The 14691-nt window shown below is 42.8% G+C and carries 14 protein-coding genes; 7 read left to right on the top strand and 7 right to left on the bottom strand.

What is annotated here, in order from left to right; genetic code table 11:
• Nucleotides 1-68: 68 nt before the first annotated feature.
• Nucleotides 69-539 (bottom strand): thioesterase family protein, encoded by a 471-nt coding sequence (locus C5469_RS08815; RefSeq protein ID WP_166305045.1) that lies wholly within the window; start codon nucleotides 537-539, stop codon nucleotides 69-71.
• A gap of 402 nt (nucleotides 540-941) precedes the next feature.
• Between C5469_RS08815 and recQ the strand changes: the two genes are divergently transcribed.
• The 5 genes from recQ (at nucleotide 942) to C5469_RS08790 (ending at nucleotide 6243) form a co-directional block, all read left to right on the top strand.
• Nucleotides 942-2768 carry an ATP-dependent DNA helicase RecQ gene (gene recQ, locus C5469_RS08810; RefSeq protein WP_166305042.1) on the top strand — a complete coding sequence of 609 codons (1827 nt, stop codon included), beginning with the start codon at nucleotides 942-944 and terminating at the stop codon, nucleotides 2766-2768.
• Between the two features lie 14 nt (nucleotides 2769-2782).
• Complete coding sequence (pldB, locus tag C5469_RS08805; RefSeq protein ID WP_166305039.1) at nucleotides 2783-3781, top strand: lysophospholipase L2; 999 nt, start codon at nucleotides 2783-2785, stop codon at nucleotides 3779-3781.
• Between the two features lie 21 nt (nucleotides 3782-3802).
• A complete protein-coding gene (yigL, locus tag C5469_RS08800) occupies nucleotides 3803-4603 on the top strand; it encodes a sugar/pyridoxal phosphate phosphatase YigL (RefSeq protein WP_166305036.1) in 801 nt (266 codons plus the stop codon).
• Nucleotides 4604-5737: 1134 nt separating this feature from the next.
• The gene (locus C5469_RS08795; RefSeq protein ID WP_166305033.1) at nucleotides 5738-5992 is read left to right on the top strand and encodes a type II toxin-antitoxin system Phd/YefM family antitoxin; all 255 of its coding nucleotides are present in this window, start codon (nucleotides 5738-5740) and stop codon (nucleotides 5990-5992) included.
• Entirely contained in the window at nucleotides 5989-6243 is a 255-nt protein-coding gene (locus C5469_RS08790; protein WP_166305030.1) for a Txe/YoeB family addiction module toxin, read from the top strand. The genes C5469_RS08795 and C5469_RS08790 overlap by 4 nt, the downstream gene beginning before the upstream one ends.
• 94 nt (nucleotides 6244-6337) lie before the next feature.
• On the opposite strand, the gene C5469_RS24030 is transcribed toward C5469_RS08790, so the two are convergent.
• Genes C5469_RS24030 through C5469_RS08780 form a run of 3 tightly spaced genes read right to left on the bottom strand, consistent with a single transcriptional unit; the run spans nucleotide 6338 to nucleotide 7985 of the window.
• Entirely contained in the window at nucleotides 6338-6460 is a 123-nt protein-coding gene (locus tag C5469_RS24030) for a hypothetical protein (protein WP_278249751.1), read from the bottom strand.
• Nucleotides 6457-7680 (bottom strand): hypothetical protein, encoded by a 1224-nt coding sequence (locus C5469_RS08785; protein ID WP_166305025.1) that lies wholly within the window; start codon nucleotides 7678-7680, stop codon nucleotides 6457-6459. Before C5469_RS08785 ends, C5469_RS24030 begins: the two co-directional genes overlap by 4 nt.
• On the bottom strand, nucleotides 7677-7985 hold the full coding sequence (locus tag C5469_RS08780; protein ID WP_166305022.1) for a hypothetical protein: 309 nt from the start codon (nucleotides 7983-7985) through the stop codon (nucleotides 7677-7679). Before C5469_RS08780 ends, C5469_RS08785 begins: the two co-directional genes overlap by 4 nt.
• A gap of 285 nt (nucleotides 7986-8270) precedes the next feature.
• Here C5469_RS08780 and C5469_RS08775 point away from each other — a divergent pair, with 285 nt between their 5' ends.
• On the top strand, nucleotides 8271-8534 hold the full coding sequence (locus C5469_RS08775; protein WP_166305019.1) for a PAAR domain-containing protein: 264 nt from the start codon (nucleotides 8271-8273) through the stop codon (nucleotides 8532-8534).
• Nucleotides 8535-8612: 78 nt separating this feature from the next.
• On the opposite strand, the gene mscM is transcribed toward C5469_RS08775, so the two are convergent.
• From mscM to rsgA, 3 genes are all read right to left on the bottom strand, one after another.
• Entirely contained in the window at nucleotides 8613-11948 is a 3336-nt protein-coding gene (gene mscM, locus C5469_RS08770) for a miniconductance mechanosensitive channel MscM (RefSeq protein WP_166305016.1), read from the bottom strand.
• A 26-nt stretch (nucleotides 11949-11974) separates the two neighbouring features.
• Nucleotides 11975-12868 carry an archaetidylserine decarboxylase gene (gene asd / locus C5469_RS08765; protein WP_166305013.1) on the bottom strand — a complete coding sequence of 298 codons (894 nt, stop codon included), beginning with the start codon at nucleotides 12866-12868 and terminating at the stop codon, nucleotides 11975-11977.
• 76 nt (nucleotides 12869-12944) lie between these two features.
• The gene (gene rsgA / locus C5469_RS08760) at nucleotides 12945-14000 is read right to left on the bottom strand and encodes a small ribosomal subunit biogenesis GTPase RsgA (RefSeq protein ID WP_166305011.1); all 1056 of its coding nucleotides are present in this window, start codon (nucleotides 13998-14000) and stop codon (nucleotides 12945-12947) included.
• 94 nt (nucleotides 14001-14094) lie between these two features.
• Here rsgA and orn point away from each other — a divergent pair, with 94 nt between their 5' ends.
• A complete protein-coding gene (gene orn / locus C5469_RS08755) occupies nucleotides 14095-14640 on the top strand; it encodes an oligoribonuclease (RefSeq protein ID WP_166305008.1) in 546 nt (181 codons plus the stop codon).
• Nucleotides 14641-14691: the final 51 nt, after the last annotated feature.

The following is a 14691-nucleotide window of genomic DNA, read 5'->3' as shown; positions in this document are numbered from 1 at the left end:
TTAACATGGAAATAATATGTCATCGGGCTGAATATTACGCAATGGATTAAATAGTTAAAATTATATGATTAGCCTACCAGATAAGCCGCCGTTGCGCTGGCAATATGGGCTCTTTGCTCATTATGGAGTTCAGCTCTGGCAACAGAAACTTTATTTCCACTACGGATAATACTACTGGTAGCAGTAAATAATTCACCTCTGCCGGGGCGTAGATAATCCACCCGCAAATCGATAGTTCCCATTGTTGATAATCGCTTTTCTAATTCTTCTCGTGAAATGGGGGTCAGACGGCTTAACGTATTACCGATGCAGACCAGTCCGGCGCATACATCCAAGACTGAGGCAATCACACCACCATGTAAAATTTTCTGCGCGATATTACCTACCAGCTTACTCTGATTATGGAACTGTATTTCTGCATAATCCTGTTCAAATCGAAGTAATTCAAGCCCTAATAACTGGTTAAAGGGCATATGGTGAACAAAAGCATCTCCAATCAGTTGACGGGCTTCCTCTAGGGTTATTTCAGTTGTAGGCATTTAATTTAATCCCAAATCAAGGTATGTGTTATTAACATGACTTTATATAGTTAATGAATTGTTGATATTATGCTTTTGTTGCTAACCTTGCCAGTTTGCCGGGAATATAGAGTAATAACCTGAAAAAAATCAAATTACTAAATAATATGATTGGATGTAACCATGACAAATTGAAACCCCAATATTGGGCTTAACTTACTGAAAATAGACTATTTCGTACTTAAAAGTATTGAAGTCAGCTGATTAACTTCGGGGAAAGGGAAATAGTCAAAGATTTGTCCAGACTGTGTTGGTATCGGGCTGATTGTTCAATGACATGCTGTAATTATTCCAAGAGTGAGATAGCATAATGCACAGGCGTTTTGAATAGCGTCTGTGATTTTTTAATGGTTGAGGAAAAGTGTGTCTACCGCAGAAGTCATCAATACGATATCACTGACAGAGCAGGTATTGCGGGAAACCTTTGGTTACCAGCAATTTCGGCCTGGACAGCAACAAGTCATTAATACCATTCTTGAAGGGCGTGATTGTCTGGTCATTATGCCGACGGGTGGTGGTAAATCGTTGTGTTACCAAATCCCGGCACTGGTACAGGGCGGGATCACGTTGGTTGTTTCCCCATTGATCTCTCTGATGAAAGATCAGGTGGATCAATTGCAGGCAAATGGCGTTGCTGCTGATTGCCTGAATTCAACTCAGTCTCGCGAACAGCAGATTGATGTGATACGGCGCTGCCGTCAGGGAATGATCAAATTGCTATATATCGCCCCTGAGCGCTTGATGATGGATAACTTCCTTGAGCAACTTCTGGAATGGCAACCGGCTATGCTGGCGGTGGATGAAGCACACTGTATTTCACAATGGGGCCATGATTTTCGGCCTGAATATCGGGCGTTGGGGCAGCTCAGGCAACGGTTTCCAACATTACCGGTCATTGCGTTGACCGCGACCGCTGATGAAACTACCCGCAATGATATTGTCCGCCTACTGAATCTTAATAATCCGCTTATCCATATCAGCAGTTTTGATCGTCCCAATATTCGTTATACCTTGATAGAAAAATACAAGCCATTAGATCAATTATGGCTATTTATCCGTGCTCAGAAAGGCAAAAGTGGCATCGTTTACTGCAACAGCCGCAGTAAAGTTGAAGAAACGTCAGAACGCCTACAAAAACGTGGCTTGAGTGTTGCTCCATACCATGCCGGGTTAGATAACAGCCAGCGTGCTCGGGTACAGGATGCATTTCAGCGTGATGACTTGCAGGTTGTTGTGGCAACAGTCGCGTTTGGTATGGGAATTAATAAACCCAATGTTCGGTTTGTGGTTCATTTTAATATTCCACGTAATATCGAATCCTATTATCAGGAGACAGGGCGGGCCGGACGTGATGGACTTCCTGCGGAAGCGGTGTTGTTCTATGATCCGGCTGACATGGTATGGCTTCGCCGTTGTTTGGAAGAGAAACCTGTTGGCACGCAACAGGATATTGAACGGCATAAACTTAATGCAATGGGCGCTTTTGCCGAAGCACAAACTTGCCGCCGTCTGGTATTGCTGAATTATTTTGGTGAAAATAAGCAAAACCTTTGTGGCAACTGTGATATTTGCCTTGATCCACCTAAAAATTATGATGGTCTGGTGGATGCGCAAAAAGCGCTTTCTTGTGTTTACCGGGTTGGTCAGCGCTTTGGTATCGGCTATATCGTTGAAGTGCTCAGAGGCGCGAATAATCAGCGTATCCGTGATATGGGGCATGACCATTTACCAGTTTATGGCATCGGTAAAGATCAAAGCCAAGAGTATTGGATCAGTGTATTGCGGCAACTTATTCACTTAGGCTTTATCAGTCAAAACATCACCAATTATTCTGCACTACAATTAACAGAAGCCGCACGGCCAGTATTGCGTGGTGAAGTTCCGCTGAAACTGGCTGTTCCACGAATACAGAGTCTGAAAGGGCGCAGTCAGCAAAGTAAATCATATAGTGGTAATTACGATCGTAAGCTGTTTGCTAAGCTGCGTAAGTTGCGGAAATCGATTGCTGACGAAAATAATATCCCTCCCTTTGTTGTATTTAACGATGTCACCTTGATTGAAATGTCAGAGCAATGCCCGGTCACTTCTGATGAAATGTTATTAATCAACGGGGTAGGGCAACGGAAACTTGAACGTTTTGGTAGCGTTTTTATGGCTTTGATCTGTGAACATCTGGAGGAATTCGAATAGCTTGAGGACAATTTATGACGCCCGAAAGATTGAAAGAAAGCTGGCTCAATCGTGAGATACAGTTCTCTGCTTTTGCTAACGGGCCTCTGTTAGATTTCTGGCAAACCAGAGAAGAACATGAGTTTATCGGTGTCGATAATGTGCTGATACGCTATGTCCGTTTTTGTACAACCACAAAGAATCATAGAGCGGTTGTTATCTTGCCTGGCCGTAGTGAAAGTTATGTCAAATACCCGGAAGTGGCATTTGATTTCTATCACCTGGGCTACGATGTTTTTATTATTGATCATCGTGGGCAAGGGCGATCCAGTAGGATGCTTGAAGATCCGCAAAAAGGGCATGTAGAAAAATTCAATGACTATATTGATGATGTTGAAACGTTTATAGAAAGAGAAATTCTTCCTCGTCATTATTCCCACTGTTATGCGCTGGCTCATTCCATGGGGGCGGCAATATTAGGGGGATTCTTATTACGTCATAGCCAGGTTTTTGATGCAGCGGCCCTGTGTGCTCCTATGTTTGGTATTAACTTACCTATGCCACGTTGGTTGGCAACCTTTCTGGTAAACCGGGCAGAAAAGTACCCGGATATACGCAACAATTACGCAATATTGACCGGGAAATGGCGCCCATTGCCTTATTTGATCAACCTTCTGACACATAGCCAGGAACGTTATTGCCGTTACCTTCGTTATTACGCTGATTACCCAGAATTACGCATAGGTGGCCCGACATATCATTGGATGCGGGAAAGTATGCAGGTTGGCGACATACTGATAGAAAAAGCAGGGAAAATTGAGACGCCACTGATGGTTTTAAAAGCCAGCGAGGATAAGGTCATTAATAATCAGAAATTACGGGCTTTTTGTGAATTACGTCAGAAAGAAGAGATTCTCATTCAAGAGCAGTCACCTTTGATTATACAGGGGGCACATCATGAAATCCTGTTTGAAAAAGATAAATTACGTAGCCAGGCACTCAACGCCATTTGTGATTTTTTTGATCAAAATTGATTTAATTTAGGAACTATAACTATGTATCACATTGTTGCTTCAGATTTAGATGGCACTTTGCTGTCTCCTGATCACAAATTAACTTCTTACACCAAGGAAACGCTTAATTTACTGATAAAAAAAGGCATCCATTTTATTTTTGCTACCGGCCGTCACCATGTGGATGTTGCGCAAATCCGGGATGGTCTTGGTATTGATGCCTATATGATCACTTCCAATGGTGCTAGGGTACATAATACTGCGGGTGAATTGGTTTTCAGTCACAATGTTGATCCTGATATTGTGCATGACTTATGTTTAATGGAGTTTGATAATCCCAATATTCTGACGAATTATTACCGTAATGACGACTGGTATATGAATCGTGAAAGCCCTGAGCAGGAAGCATTTTTCCAGGAGTCAGTATTCCATTATCAGCTTTTTGAGCGTGATAATTTTAAGACTGATGGTGTGTGCAAAGTTTACTTTACCTGTGAAGATCATGATTTATTGATTACTCTGGAGGAAGCAATTAACGCACGTTGGGGTGATAGAGTAAATGTGAGTTTTTCATTGCGTAATTGTTTGGAGGTTATGGCTGGTGGTGTTTCCAAAGGTCATGCACTTGAGCAAGTTGCTAAATCTATGGGTTATAAACTAAGTGACTGCATAGCTTTTGGTGATGGGATGAATGATCTGGAAATGCTAATGGCGGCAGGTAAGGGTTGTATTATGCGGGATGCTCACCAGCGCTTGAAAGATATCCTGCCAGATATGGATGTGATTGGCTCAAATGCGGATGATGCTGTTTCCCGCTATTTATGCAAAATGTATCAGGTTTAACTGGTCAATCATCATTAAGTGCTATTGGTTTAGATTACTGGTGAAAATGCGAGTTCTTTAATTGGCATTTAATGAGTAATGGTCTTTTCAAATCAAGCCGTGTGGATGGAAACATCCCGCGGTTTTTCTGTTTTTACTGTTGCTCTGAGACAAAATCAGTGTGGTTTTAAAATCTGGAAAAAGGGTAAATGTATTACGAAGAAACAGGTAAAAACTTTAATCATTAAAGGTAAAACATAAATGATTAAAGATTTTTTTAAGCAGGTAAAAAATGCGGTTTTACACTAATATTGGAAGAGAAAACATCAGGAAAAGCGGATTTTAAGTTTATTAAAAAATGACGAGTTAACTAAAAAACAGAAATATGAGATTATATAAAAATATTTAACAGGATTAACCGCATTAAGAAAATTTGCTTAAACAAAAGATTTTGAATGGCTGAAAAAAGTTTATGAAAAACTAAAGGTAATCGTTGAAACTTACATTTCCATTTTTTGGCGATAGCAAATTTCTTTTTATCGGTGATTAACTTAGTTATCTATCAGCCAAGGATTAAAGGATAGGTTATCGATTAATGCTCGGTTTTTAAATAGACATAAAGTGACTAAAAAAAGCTGGTTTAATTCATTTGCCTAACCTCCATAACTATTTAAAAGAGTAAATGAAGAGATATTAAAACTTTTATATCAAGAGGGGTTAACTAAATAAGTGCAGATTTTCAGAAAGATGGTTAATCGCACTTAATCAAAACCATCAACCATTAATAGAAAGTTGAAAAGAAATTAGCCCGTAAAAGAATATTATCTGAAAAGACGGGTATTTAAGCGTTATTTTATGAAAAAAACCATAAAAAATAACGCAATAGAAAAATGGATAAAAAAGTTAATTTTCAGGGTTTAAGCTAATACATTTAAGCCCTAAAAACACCTCTCATTTTTTTACTGTTTAAGTTTGTCGTCGGTTTTGTCAGATGAAAATTCCGGGTGGAAAACATGAAATTATCATCGAAAATTCCCACTCAGTAATTTTCTTCATGAGATTGGATTGGAGTCACAGAAATATCATTAGTGCAACACTTGCGTACTTATATTTGTACAAGTACAGTTATGGGTACAACATTGGGAGGTAATGACTATGAATACGATGAGCTATTCAGCATTTCGGGCTAACTTGACCAGAACTCTGGATAAAGTAAATGATGACCACAAGCCCATTATTATCACTCGCCGGAACGGTAAACCAGCGGTCGTTATTAGTTTAGAGGATTTCCAGGCTTATGAAGAGACAGCCTACTTGATGGCCAGTCCCAAAAATGCTGCTCGTTTGAACCAGGCCATTGCGGAAGTGGAAGCTGGTAAAACCGTTGAAAAAGGACTGTTGGAAGAATGATTTTATCTTGGGTGGGGATGGCATGGGAGGATTATCTGCACTGGCAACAAACTGATAAAAAAATCTTAAAGCGCATAAATACGTTAATTAAAGATATTAAACGGCAGCCCTTTGATGGGCTGGGTGATCCAGAGCCTTTAAAACATAATTGGTCGGGGTATTGGTCCAGGCGGATTGATCGAGAACATCGTTTGGTTTACAAGGTGACAGACGAAGCAATCATTATTGTGCAATGTCGTTATCACTACTAAAAACCTTATTGATGCTCTTTAGGGGTATTTTATGAAAGTACAGGATCATCCAGATTTTTTCAGGACATCCCAATAATACCAGCCAATTACATTGCTATAGAGTTTTAATATCCGGCGGTTCGCTAGAAGCTTTTTCCCAACGAGCCAGCCGTTTAGCTGGCAGTGGATGAATCGTAGGAAACCATTTTTTAAGTAATCTTTTTAATCGCTGCTTCATAATATGCGTTCTCCGTCAAAACTACCTTTAATGATATTTTCTGCTGTGGGTACTTCTCCCTGGAGATAGCGCAGAGGGGCGATGACATTTTCTGATTGCTCATAATACCAGTACAGTTCGCTACTGCGGGGATAAACGCCCATTGTTTCCGTGACTGTTATCTCCAACGTTGCTGTATCGCCATTTAGGGTCAATTTGGCCTGTTCCTGAGCTTCCCTGAATTTGGCATTGCGAAAAGCATCAGGGGTATATTTGAGGCGGTTAATCTCAATATAATCGACTTTTCCTTCCCAATAGTAGGGAGTTCTAGACGGAGTTACAAAAACCCTTCGGATATTTGAGAGACTCATCTGAAAAGCTGGCAGGGTAAAACGATAGGTAGTAATTCCAATCCCCTGCTGTATTTTTAATTGTGGTTGAATAAAGAGATTTAGAAATTCCTGATTTTCTATAGAAAAGCAGTTTTGTGTAACATTATCCATCTTTCTTGCGGTCTTGAGTTGTCCCAAAATACTTGGACGCTCATCCTCTGGCCAAAAATCATATTTCTTCCCCGCCCCCCAGAAACAGTTATTCAACACTTTCTCTAAATCTGACCAGGCACTGCTGGCTTGAACGATGCTGCCACCGATAAACAAATTGGCTCCTGCGACTATCGCAGTGAGTACCCCCCCTGTCAGGAAGGTGCCTGCGGCAACCCCGATCCAGACCGCGGTTGTCAGAATAATGGAGCCTGTCCCTATCGCCACCTGACTATAACCTTCCACTTTATTACCTACTTTAAAGGCGTTACTGGCATCATAGAAGGAAACCATCGCCCCTAAATAGCCTGCCACGCTACCGGCAACCCGGGAGAACTGACTGACCATGGACGTATTGATGGTAGGTACTTTTATCCCATTCATCAGCGCCTTGACTATCGGGGAGTTCACTTTGCTCGCCAGCGTCGAGCCGATAGAGGCTAAATCAGCACTCATACCAATCACCGCGGTACTAAAGCGTAGCAGATTCATATAGGTCGGGCCGGGTTGTAACGGGTTGTTACGGGCATATTCTGTCTGCGTGAGCACGTCCGATAGGGTAAACGTATTTAAAAACAGGCTGACACCGGTCATTGAAGAATCAAACAGTAAGCCAATAGAAGGTTTACCGGCTCCTTCCAAGGTAAAAAGCTGAACCGGTGAGTCTGCACTGGTTTTAACCGCAGGCAGGGTTATCACCGGTTTATTGCCGAGTGATTCCAGGCGTTTACTCCAGTTAAAATAGCCTGTGTCCGCACCGCTGGATCTGGCAGGTGGCGATTCGTTTTCGATTCCAGCCGCTTGAGTACTTCCTGATAGCTCTGTTCACTGAGTGCCACCCGGCCACCCGGTTCAATCACTACACCTAACGTAGATAACAGAGCGGGGACAAATTGTTGGGTTATCTGGTCAATGGCTTTCTGGGGAAGTTGTCGGACATAATCTGCCCCCTGAGAAATCGCCTGATCGGGGTTAGCGCAGACGGTGGCCAGAAAGGTCCCCATCCCTTGTAAAATATTATCAACTCCGCTTCTTTTGTGCTCAACTGTTAATGTAAATTTATATTTTGATCTGATGAATATCAAGGTTGATTGTTTGAATGTATGAAAATTGTGGTTTAAAACAGTTGATGATGTAAATTTTATAGGCGTTCAGGTAACTTGATTATGTAGTTTATTTTGATGAATTTGATTGGGGGAGGTTTGCCTTAATTAAGAAGTTATGACGCCTTGATAGCCAGATGGCGGAAGCTGAAATTAATATTCAATTAATAGTTAAGAGGGTGAAATATGTTACGTTCCATTATTTTGGTTGGGGATTCGACTTCGCATGGTGGCAAAGTGTTAACCGGTGATGAAAGCTGTGATGTGTTGGGGAAGAAAGCGGCTCGGGTTGGGGATGCGGTATCCTGTCCAAAATGTGGTGGCAATCAAACCATCGTGGAAGGAACGCCTGGCATAGTCGGCTCTAATGGGCAAACATATGCTCTGGAGGGAATGAAAACCTCTTGTGGGGCGACATTGATTGCTTCGCAAAGTCTATTTCAGGCATAGGATGGCGGTAAAAGGTAATACTTTGCCTGAAATAGAGTGGGTTGATTTAAGTACGGGTGTTCAGTGCTTCATCATTTTTTACAAACTACCCGGTTGACGTGGTGGATTTCGGCCTGACATATTGGTTGTAGTGCTGCGGATATTTTGACCAATTATATCAATGCTAGCCTGAAATGGCGGGAATGGCAGAGTAATACCATGCTTGTGAAATTCTTGCAGAATAAGCTGGTGGATTTCATGGCGGACAGGCATCCGGTGCCCCATTTCAGCGGCATAAATACGTAATTCAAATATCTGAATGCCGTGCTGGAGATCAACCAGATACACTTCAGGCGCCGGGTTATCCAGGATCAGAGAGCTGCGTTTGGCCGCATTTAACAGGATTTGGGTGATTTCTTCGCTGTTATTCTCTGCCGGAGCAGGAATTGTCAGTACGACACGGGTGATGGTGTCTGACAATGACCAGTTAATAAACTGCTCAGTGATAAAGGCTTTGTTAGGAACAATAATCTCTTTCCGGTCCCAATCTGAAAGCGTTGTTGCCCGTGTATTGATCTTGGTGATGCTGCCGGTCAGATTGCGGATAGTGACGGTATCACCGATACGGATGGGCTTTTCAAACAGGATCATCAGGCCAGAAACGATGTTGGCGAAGATCTCTTGTAAACCAAAACCAAGCCCAACCCCTAGCGCAGCAACAAGCCATTGTAGTTTTGACCATTCAATACCAATCAGCGAGAAACCTACTAAGCCTCCGATCAGGGTAATGGTGTATTTAGTCAGTGTGGTAATGGCAAAGCCAGTACCTGGCGTTAACTCCAAATGCTGCAATAAGGCCAGCTCAAGTAGTGCGGGCAGGTTACGTACCAATTGAGTTGTGATAATAATGACCAGTATGGCAATCAATACAGAACCCATGGTGATGGGTTGGATAGTTTCTATATTGTTCATTGTGGTGGTGACATCCCACAAACGGATGTTTTCTAGGAATGAGAAAGCTGAATGGAGTTCTGACCAGAGCCAAATCAATGAAACCAGCGCAAACATGGTTAGAATTGAACGTATCAGTCCCAATGATTGGGCACTAATTGCATCCAAATCAATAATCGGTTCGTCAACTTCAATAGCACCTTCGATGCTGCTTGAACCCGTTGAATCATCTTCTCCTTTGGCACGTTGAGCCAGAATTTCTGCCCGCCGCTGTTTTGCCCGTTCGAAGGCGATCTTGCGTCGCTGAATTAACATCCAGCGCCGGATAATATGGTAAATAACCAGCAGGAAGAACCAGATAGCAACAGAAGTCTCCAAACGTCCCAGTAATGCCTGCGATGTACTGAAATAGCCCAGTATGGAAGCCAGAGCTGCGATTATCGGCGCAGAGAGTAAAATCCACCAGAGAGCAGTATTGATAACGTTTTCACCGGAGCCATTTTTATCCAGATAGAGCGGGACTCTTGCCCGTTTCAGGCTGCTGGTAATCAAGCTTAAGGAGACGCACAGTATCAGGAAACAGAGCCTGCCAAGTGTGGAGGCAAATTCTCGATCACTGTAATGTTCGAAAGTGATTAGTGCCATCACCAATGGCACAATGGCAAAGATAGAGAGCTGGTAGAATCGCAATGCCCGTTTGACCCGTTCTTCCTGCCAACGAAAATGGGCAATGAATAATCCATTTGGATGTGCAAAAGTCGCACTCAGCATAAAGATCCATAATACGGGCGTCGTCGCACTGACACCGTATCCAATGGCGATCGCCATTGGATACTGCCAGGCGCTTTGCAGCCCATAGCCAATTGCAGACCAGAGCATTGGCAAAGGTAATGCGACAATAACTGACCAGAACACAGTACGTAAAGTGAGGGAAAAGTGATCATATGTTACTTTGCCAATACGGTTACTCGCGCGTTCAAGAAATGCGTGATAGTGGCGGAGAGAGCTGATACTGAATATCACAAGGAGTAGCGCGCCAAGCAGATATAGCAGTGTATCCTGAGTGGTCAGCATGACTATCAGGGCACCACTTAACTGAGAGAAAGTATCCAGTGATAATAAACGAGTCAGATCCTGCACAACATTAATAGGGTAATTGAGCGAAACAGAATTGACATCTGCGACCCAGAACAGATAACGGTGGGTGGCTTCTTTTACTTCTGTCAGTGCATCGTTTAGCTGGTTGGTAGAGACTTTTAGCTTGGTTAGTTCAAGAATCTCACTGTCATAACCAGATAGTAGTGAATTGAGTAATTCTTTACGGGTACGAATCAGGGAATCGTAAATCCGTTCTTGTTCGGCCGTCAGTGCAACGTTGTTTGCCTGCGTTGGTTTTGTTTCTTTTTGTAACTGTTCTAGCATATCTTCGTATTTCAGCCGATCGACCCTGAATTTGACAATATTCCGGTCAAGTTGCTGAGGTTTAGACATGTCGGGTAAACGGGCAAGCTGAGTTCGAAGTGCTTCCCCAAGCGTCGTAGAGCCACCAAGCCATTGTGCCTGTTCACGAATGGTACTCAGTGCTTGCCGGACTTGAATAATATCACTGGCGGCCTGGCGTTGCTTTGAGCCTATGGTATTCATTCGTTGTACTTGCTGATTTAGCTCCTGAGATAAATGGCGGTTCAGTTGTAATTCATCAAGCAGAAATTTGGGTAGTTGATCACTTTGTTCTGCCAGCATTTCGGTATGTTCCAGAGCTAATTCTGCTTTTTGCTGGCGTTGTGCATTGAGTTGGCTGCGGAGTTGTTGCAGCTCAAGATCAAGTCGCTGATAACGCTTTTTGAACAGATCAACTCGCATACGGGAAATTTCCTGCCGGTTATTGGCAGAAAGCTGAGCTATTTCCAGTTCATTAACTGTCGCTTTGTGAGCATTTACTTCGGCTTGAGCTAAAGCAAATTGAGCTTCTCCTAATGGAGTGGATGGTGTTCCTAATGATTGAAGGCGAGAGGATGCTTCAGTCAGAAGGCGTCGTGCTTCTGATTGTTGTTGTGGTAATAACCCAAGGGAGTCGCTGATTTCCCGCCCTTTGTCCTGTTCTTGCTGTAATTGCCCACCTTGGTCCAGCAACCGACTGCTGATCTGAATAATCTGCTGCTCAAGATTTGCGATTGACTGGTTAGCAGGAATTTGGCGGGGAGTATCACTTTCAGCAAGTAATTTTTGACGAAGCTCTCTGATTATTTTTGGAAAGTTATCAATGGCAGCCTGATATTTCTGCGTTCTGTCGTTAGTAGATTTAGTATCGGCAATCCAATTGAGCGCCCCTTGAAGCGCCTGAGCAACTTCTGCATCCTGCGGATTTTTACTGGATTCAATTTGTTTCAGTTCTTGTTTGAGCTGGTTTTCATCAAGTTGAGTAGCAGCAAAAACTGGACTAATAATGAGCAGGCTAAGCAATAAGCTGATAATCAGGCGCACGATAGAGGGCTCTCCTTGGAAGGGAATTAGCTTATGTTATCAGTAGGTTCTTCAGGTATTACAGCCTGGGCTAATAGTTCACCCATACGGGTTGCTGAACCACTGTTTAAGTTCCCGGCTAACTGCACCTGATTTGCTGCGAACAGGTTAATAACGGTAGAGCCCAGTTTGAAGCGCCCCATTTCTTCACCCTTCTTGAAAGAAATCGCGCCAGTTGCACCAGCTTCAGGGTAAGTCCAACGTTTTATGATGCCTTCCCGTGGTGGTGTCACTGTACCACACCAGACCATTTCAATACTGCCGACGATAGTTGCACCAACCAGAATCTGTATCATTGGTCCAAAGTGAGTATCAAACAGGCAGATGACTCTTTCATTACGAGCGAACAGGTTTGGCACGTTGGCGGCAGTCAGTGGATTTACAGAGAATAGATCACCGGGAACATAGATCATCTCTTTCAGCAATCCATCACAAGGCATATGCACACGGTGATAATCTTTAGGTGATAAGTAAGTGGTTACAAACTGCCCATCACGGAATATTTCTGCTAACTGGTAATTTCCGGCTAGCAAGGCTTCAAGTGTATAGTGGTGACCTTTGGCCTGGAGAATTTGGTCTGATTGGATATTACCTAACTGACTAATGATACCATCAGCAGGTTGCGCTAATTGATGTTCTTCGCTGACAATCGGGCGAATACCATCTTTTAACGGACGGATAAAGAATTCATTGAATGTAGTATAGGCTGAAAATTCAGGCGCTTTCGCTTCATTCATATTCACTTTATAAACACGGGCAAACGCCTTGATTGCTAGTTGGGTGAGCCAGCCAGCCTTTTTGTTTGCAAACCAGCCTGCCAGATTAGTAATTCCCTGTTTAGGGAGTAAATAATGCAACCTGATTTTAATGTTATCCAGCACGTCAACCTCTTGGATTTTATTATCGGCAAATTAGACAAAAGGGTGTTATTGTACCTGCCCTTTTATTTGATGTCAGTTAGCTATTGTTTTTTGTAAATGTCTTGCGTGGTTTAATTTGGTCCATGCTGTCGAGAATACGGTGATAATTCTCAAAACGCTCTTCAGCTATTTCATTATTTTCTACAGCTTTTCGTAACGCACACTCTGGGTCATCCCGATGTTTACAATCACGGAATTTACAGCTTCCCAGATAATCACGGAATTCCACAAAACCTTGAGTGACTTGTTCTGGTGTTAAATGCCATAGCCCAAATTCCCGTACACCGGGAGAATCAATAACATCACCGCCATGTGGAAAATGATAAAGGCGGGATGCAGTCGTAGTGTGCTGACCCAAACCAGAAACATCGGAAACCTGATTGACCAATATTTCTTCTTCATCTTCCGGCAGGAGTGTATTGAGTAAGCTTGATTTACCCACACCGGACTGACCAGCAAAAATACTGATTCTGCCAGCGAGCATTTTTACCAACTCTTCCATACCTTCACCAGTATGGCTTGATAGCTGTAATACTCGGTAACCAATATTATGGTATGTAGACATCACTTCGCTGACCCACTCACGGCTTTCTTCGTCCAGTAGATCGATTTTATTCAGTACAATCAATGGCTCGATACCCCGTGTTTCACAGGCAACAAGGTAACGATCGATAATATTGAGTGAAAGCTCAGGAAGAATTGCCGAAACGATGACTATTTGGTCAATATTGGCGGCAATAGGTTTGATGCCATCATAGTAGTCAGGGCGTGTAAGTACGGAAATACGCTCGTGAACCGCTTCAACAATGCCATTCACTTTAACATCCGTTTGTGTTTGTAGTGAAGGACGCCATACCACTTGATCACCGGTTACCAGTGAACGAATAGTCCTGCGGATATTACAGCGTTGTATAGAACCGTTTTTTGCCTCTACGTCAGCATGTTGACCGAAACGGCTAATGACCAGACCTTCTTGGGGTTCACCTAACTGGCTGTCATCCATTTCAGGTTTATTATCCTGTGTTTTCAGTCTGCGCTGATGATTTGCCTGTACCCGCCGTTGTTGGCCTTTGGATAGTTTATGTTTAGCCACTAAACCTCACTTGTTCCGCATTTATCGCTGCTATTTCTTAAAAGCGTTATGATACACCATTAATGAGAATTATCTCTCTAACCTAGGATATAACATGTCAAAAAGTGAGCACAATCTTATCTGGATAGATTTGGAAATGACGGGTTTAGATCCAGAGCGGGATCGCATTATTGAAATTGCAACAATTGTCACTGATGCAAATTTGAATATCTTGGCTGAGGGACCTGTCATTGCGGTTCATCAGTCTGATGAACAACTTGCTCTGATGGATGAATGGAACGTGCGTACTCATACTGGCAGTGGGTTAGTTGAACGTGTTAAAGCAAGCAAAATTGATGCGCGTGGCGCCGAGAAGGCGACGATTGAATTTCTGGAAAAATGGGTTCCGGCGGGTGTTTCACCCATTTGTGGTAATAGTGTTGGTCAGGACCGCCGTTTCCTGTTCTGTTATATGCCAGAATTGGAAGCCTATTTCCACTACCGTTATCTGGATGTCAGCACATTGAAAGAGTTAGCCCGTCGCTGGAATCCAGAGATCCTGACTGGATTTAAAAAACAAAATACTCATCAGGCACTGGATGATATCCGCGAATCAGTTGCTGAATTGGCTTATTATCGGGAACATTTTATTCAATCGTAACAAGAGTAACAAGAACGTTTGATTTTTGTCCTTTGCTGGTATGATAATGCA

The sequence above is a fragment of the Photorhabdus cinerea genome, assembly GCF_011189575.1.
Lineage (GTDB): Bacteria > Pseudomonadota > Gammaproteobacteria > Enterobacterales > Enterobacteriaceae > Photorhabdus > Photorhabdus cinerea.
Note: the sequence above shows the minus strand (reverse complement) of the source record. Positions and strands in the feature narration are given on the sequence as shown.

Bases quoted from the DNA above. Each gene is read 5' to 3' on its own strand.
- C5469_RS24030 (WP_278249751.1), bottom strand. From the start codon at position 6,460: ATGAAGCAGCGATTAAAAAGATTACTTAAAAAATGGTTTCCTACGATT.
- C5469_RS08815 (WP_166305045.1), bottom strand. From the start codon at position 539: ATGCCTACAACTGAAATAACCCTAGAGGAAGCCCGTCAACTGATTGGA.
- yigL (WP_166305036.1), top strand. From the start codon at position 3,803: ATGTATCACATTGTTGCTTCAGATTTAGATGGCACTTTGCTGTCTCCT.
- pldB (WP_166305039.1), top strand. From the start codon at position 2,783: ATGACGCCCGAAAGATTGAAAGAAAGCTGGCTCAATCGTGAGATACAG.
- C5469_RS08780 (WP_166305022.1), bottom strand. From the start codon at position 7,985: ATGGGGACCTTTCTGGCCACCGTCTGCGCTAACCCCGATCAGGCGATT.
- orn (WP_166305008.1), top strand. From the start codon at position 14,095: ATGTCAAAAAGTGAGCACAATCTTATCTGGATAGATTTGGAAATGACG.
- C5469_RS08775 (WP_166305019.1), top strand. From the start codon at position 8,271: ATGTTACGTTCCATTATTTTGGTTGGGGATTCGACTTCGCATGGTGGC.
- C5469_RS08790 (WP_166305030.1), top strand. From the start codon at position 5,989: ATGATTTTATCTTGGGTGGGGATGGCATGGGAGGATTATCTGCACTGG.
- C5469_RS08795 (WP_166305033.1), top strand. From the start codon at position 5,738: ATGAATACGATGAGCTATTCAGCATTTCGGGCTAACTTGACCAGAACT.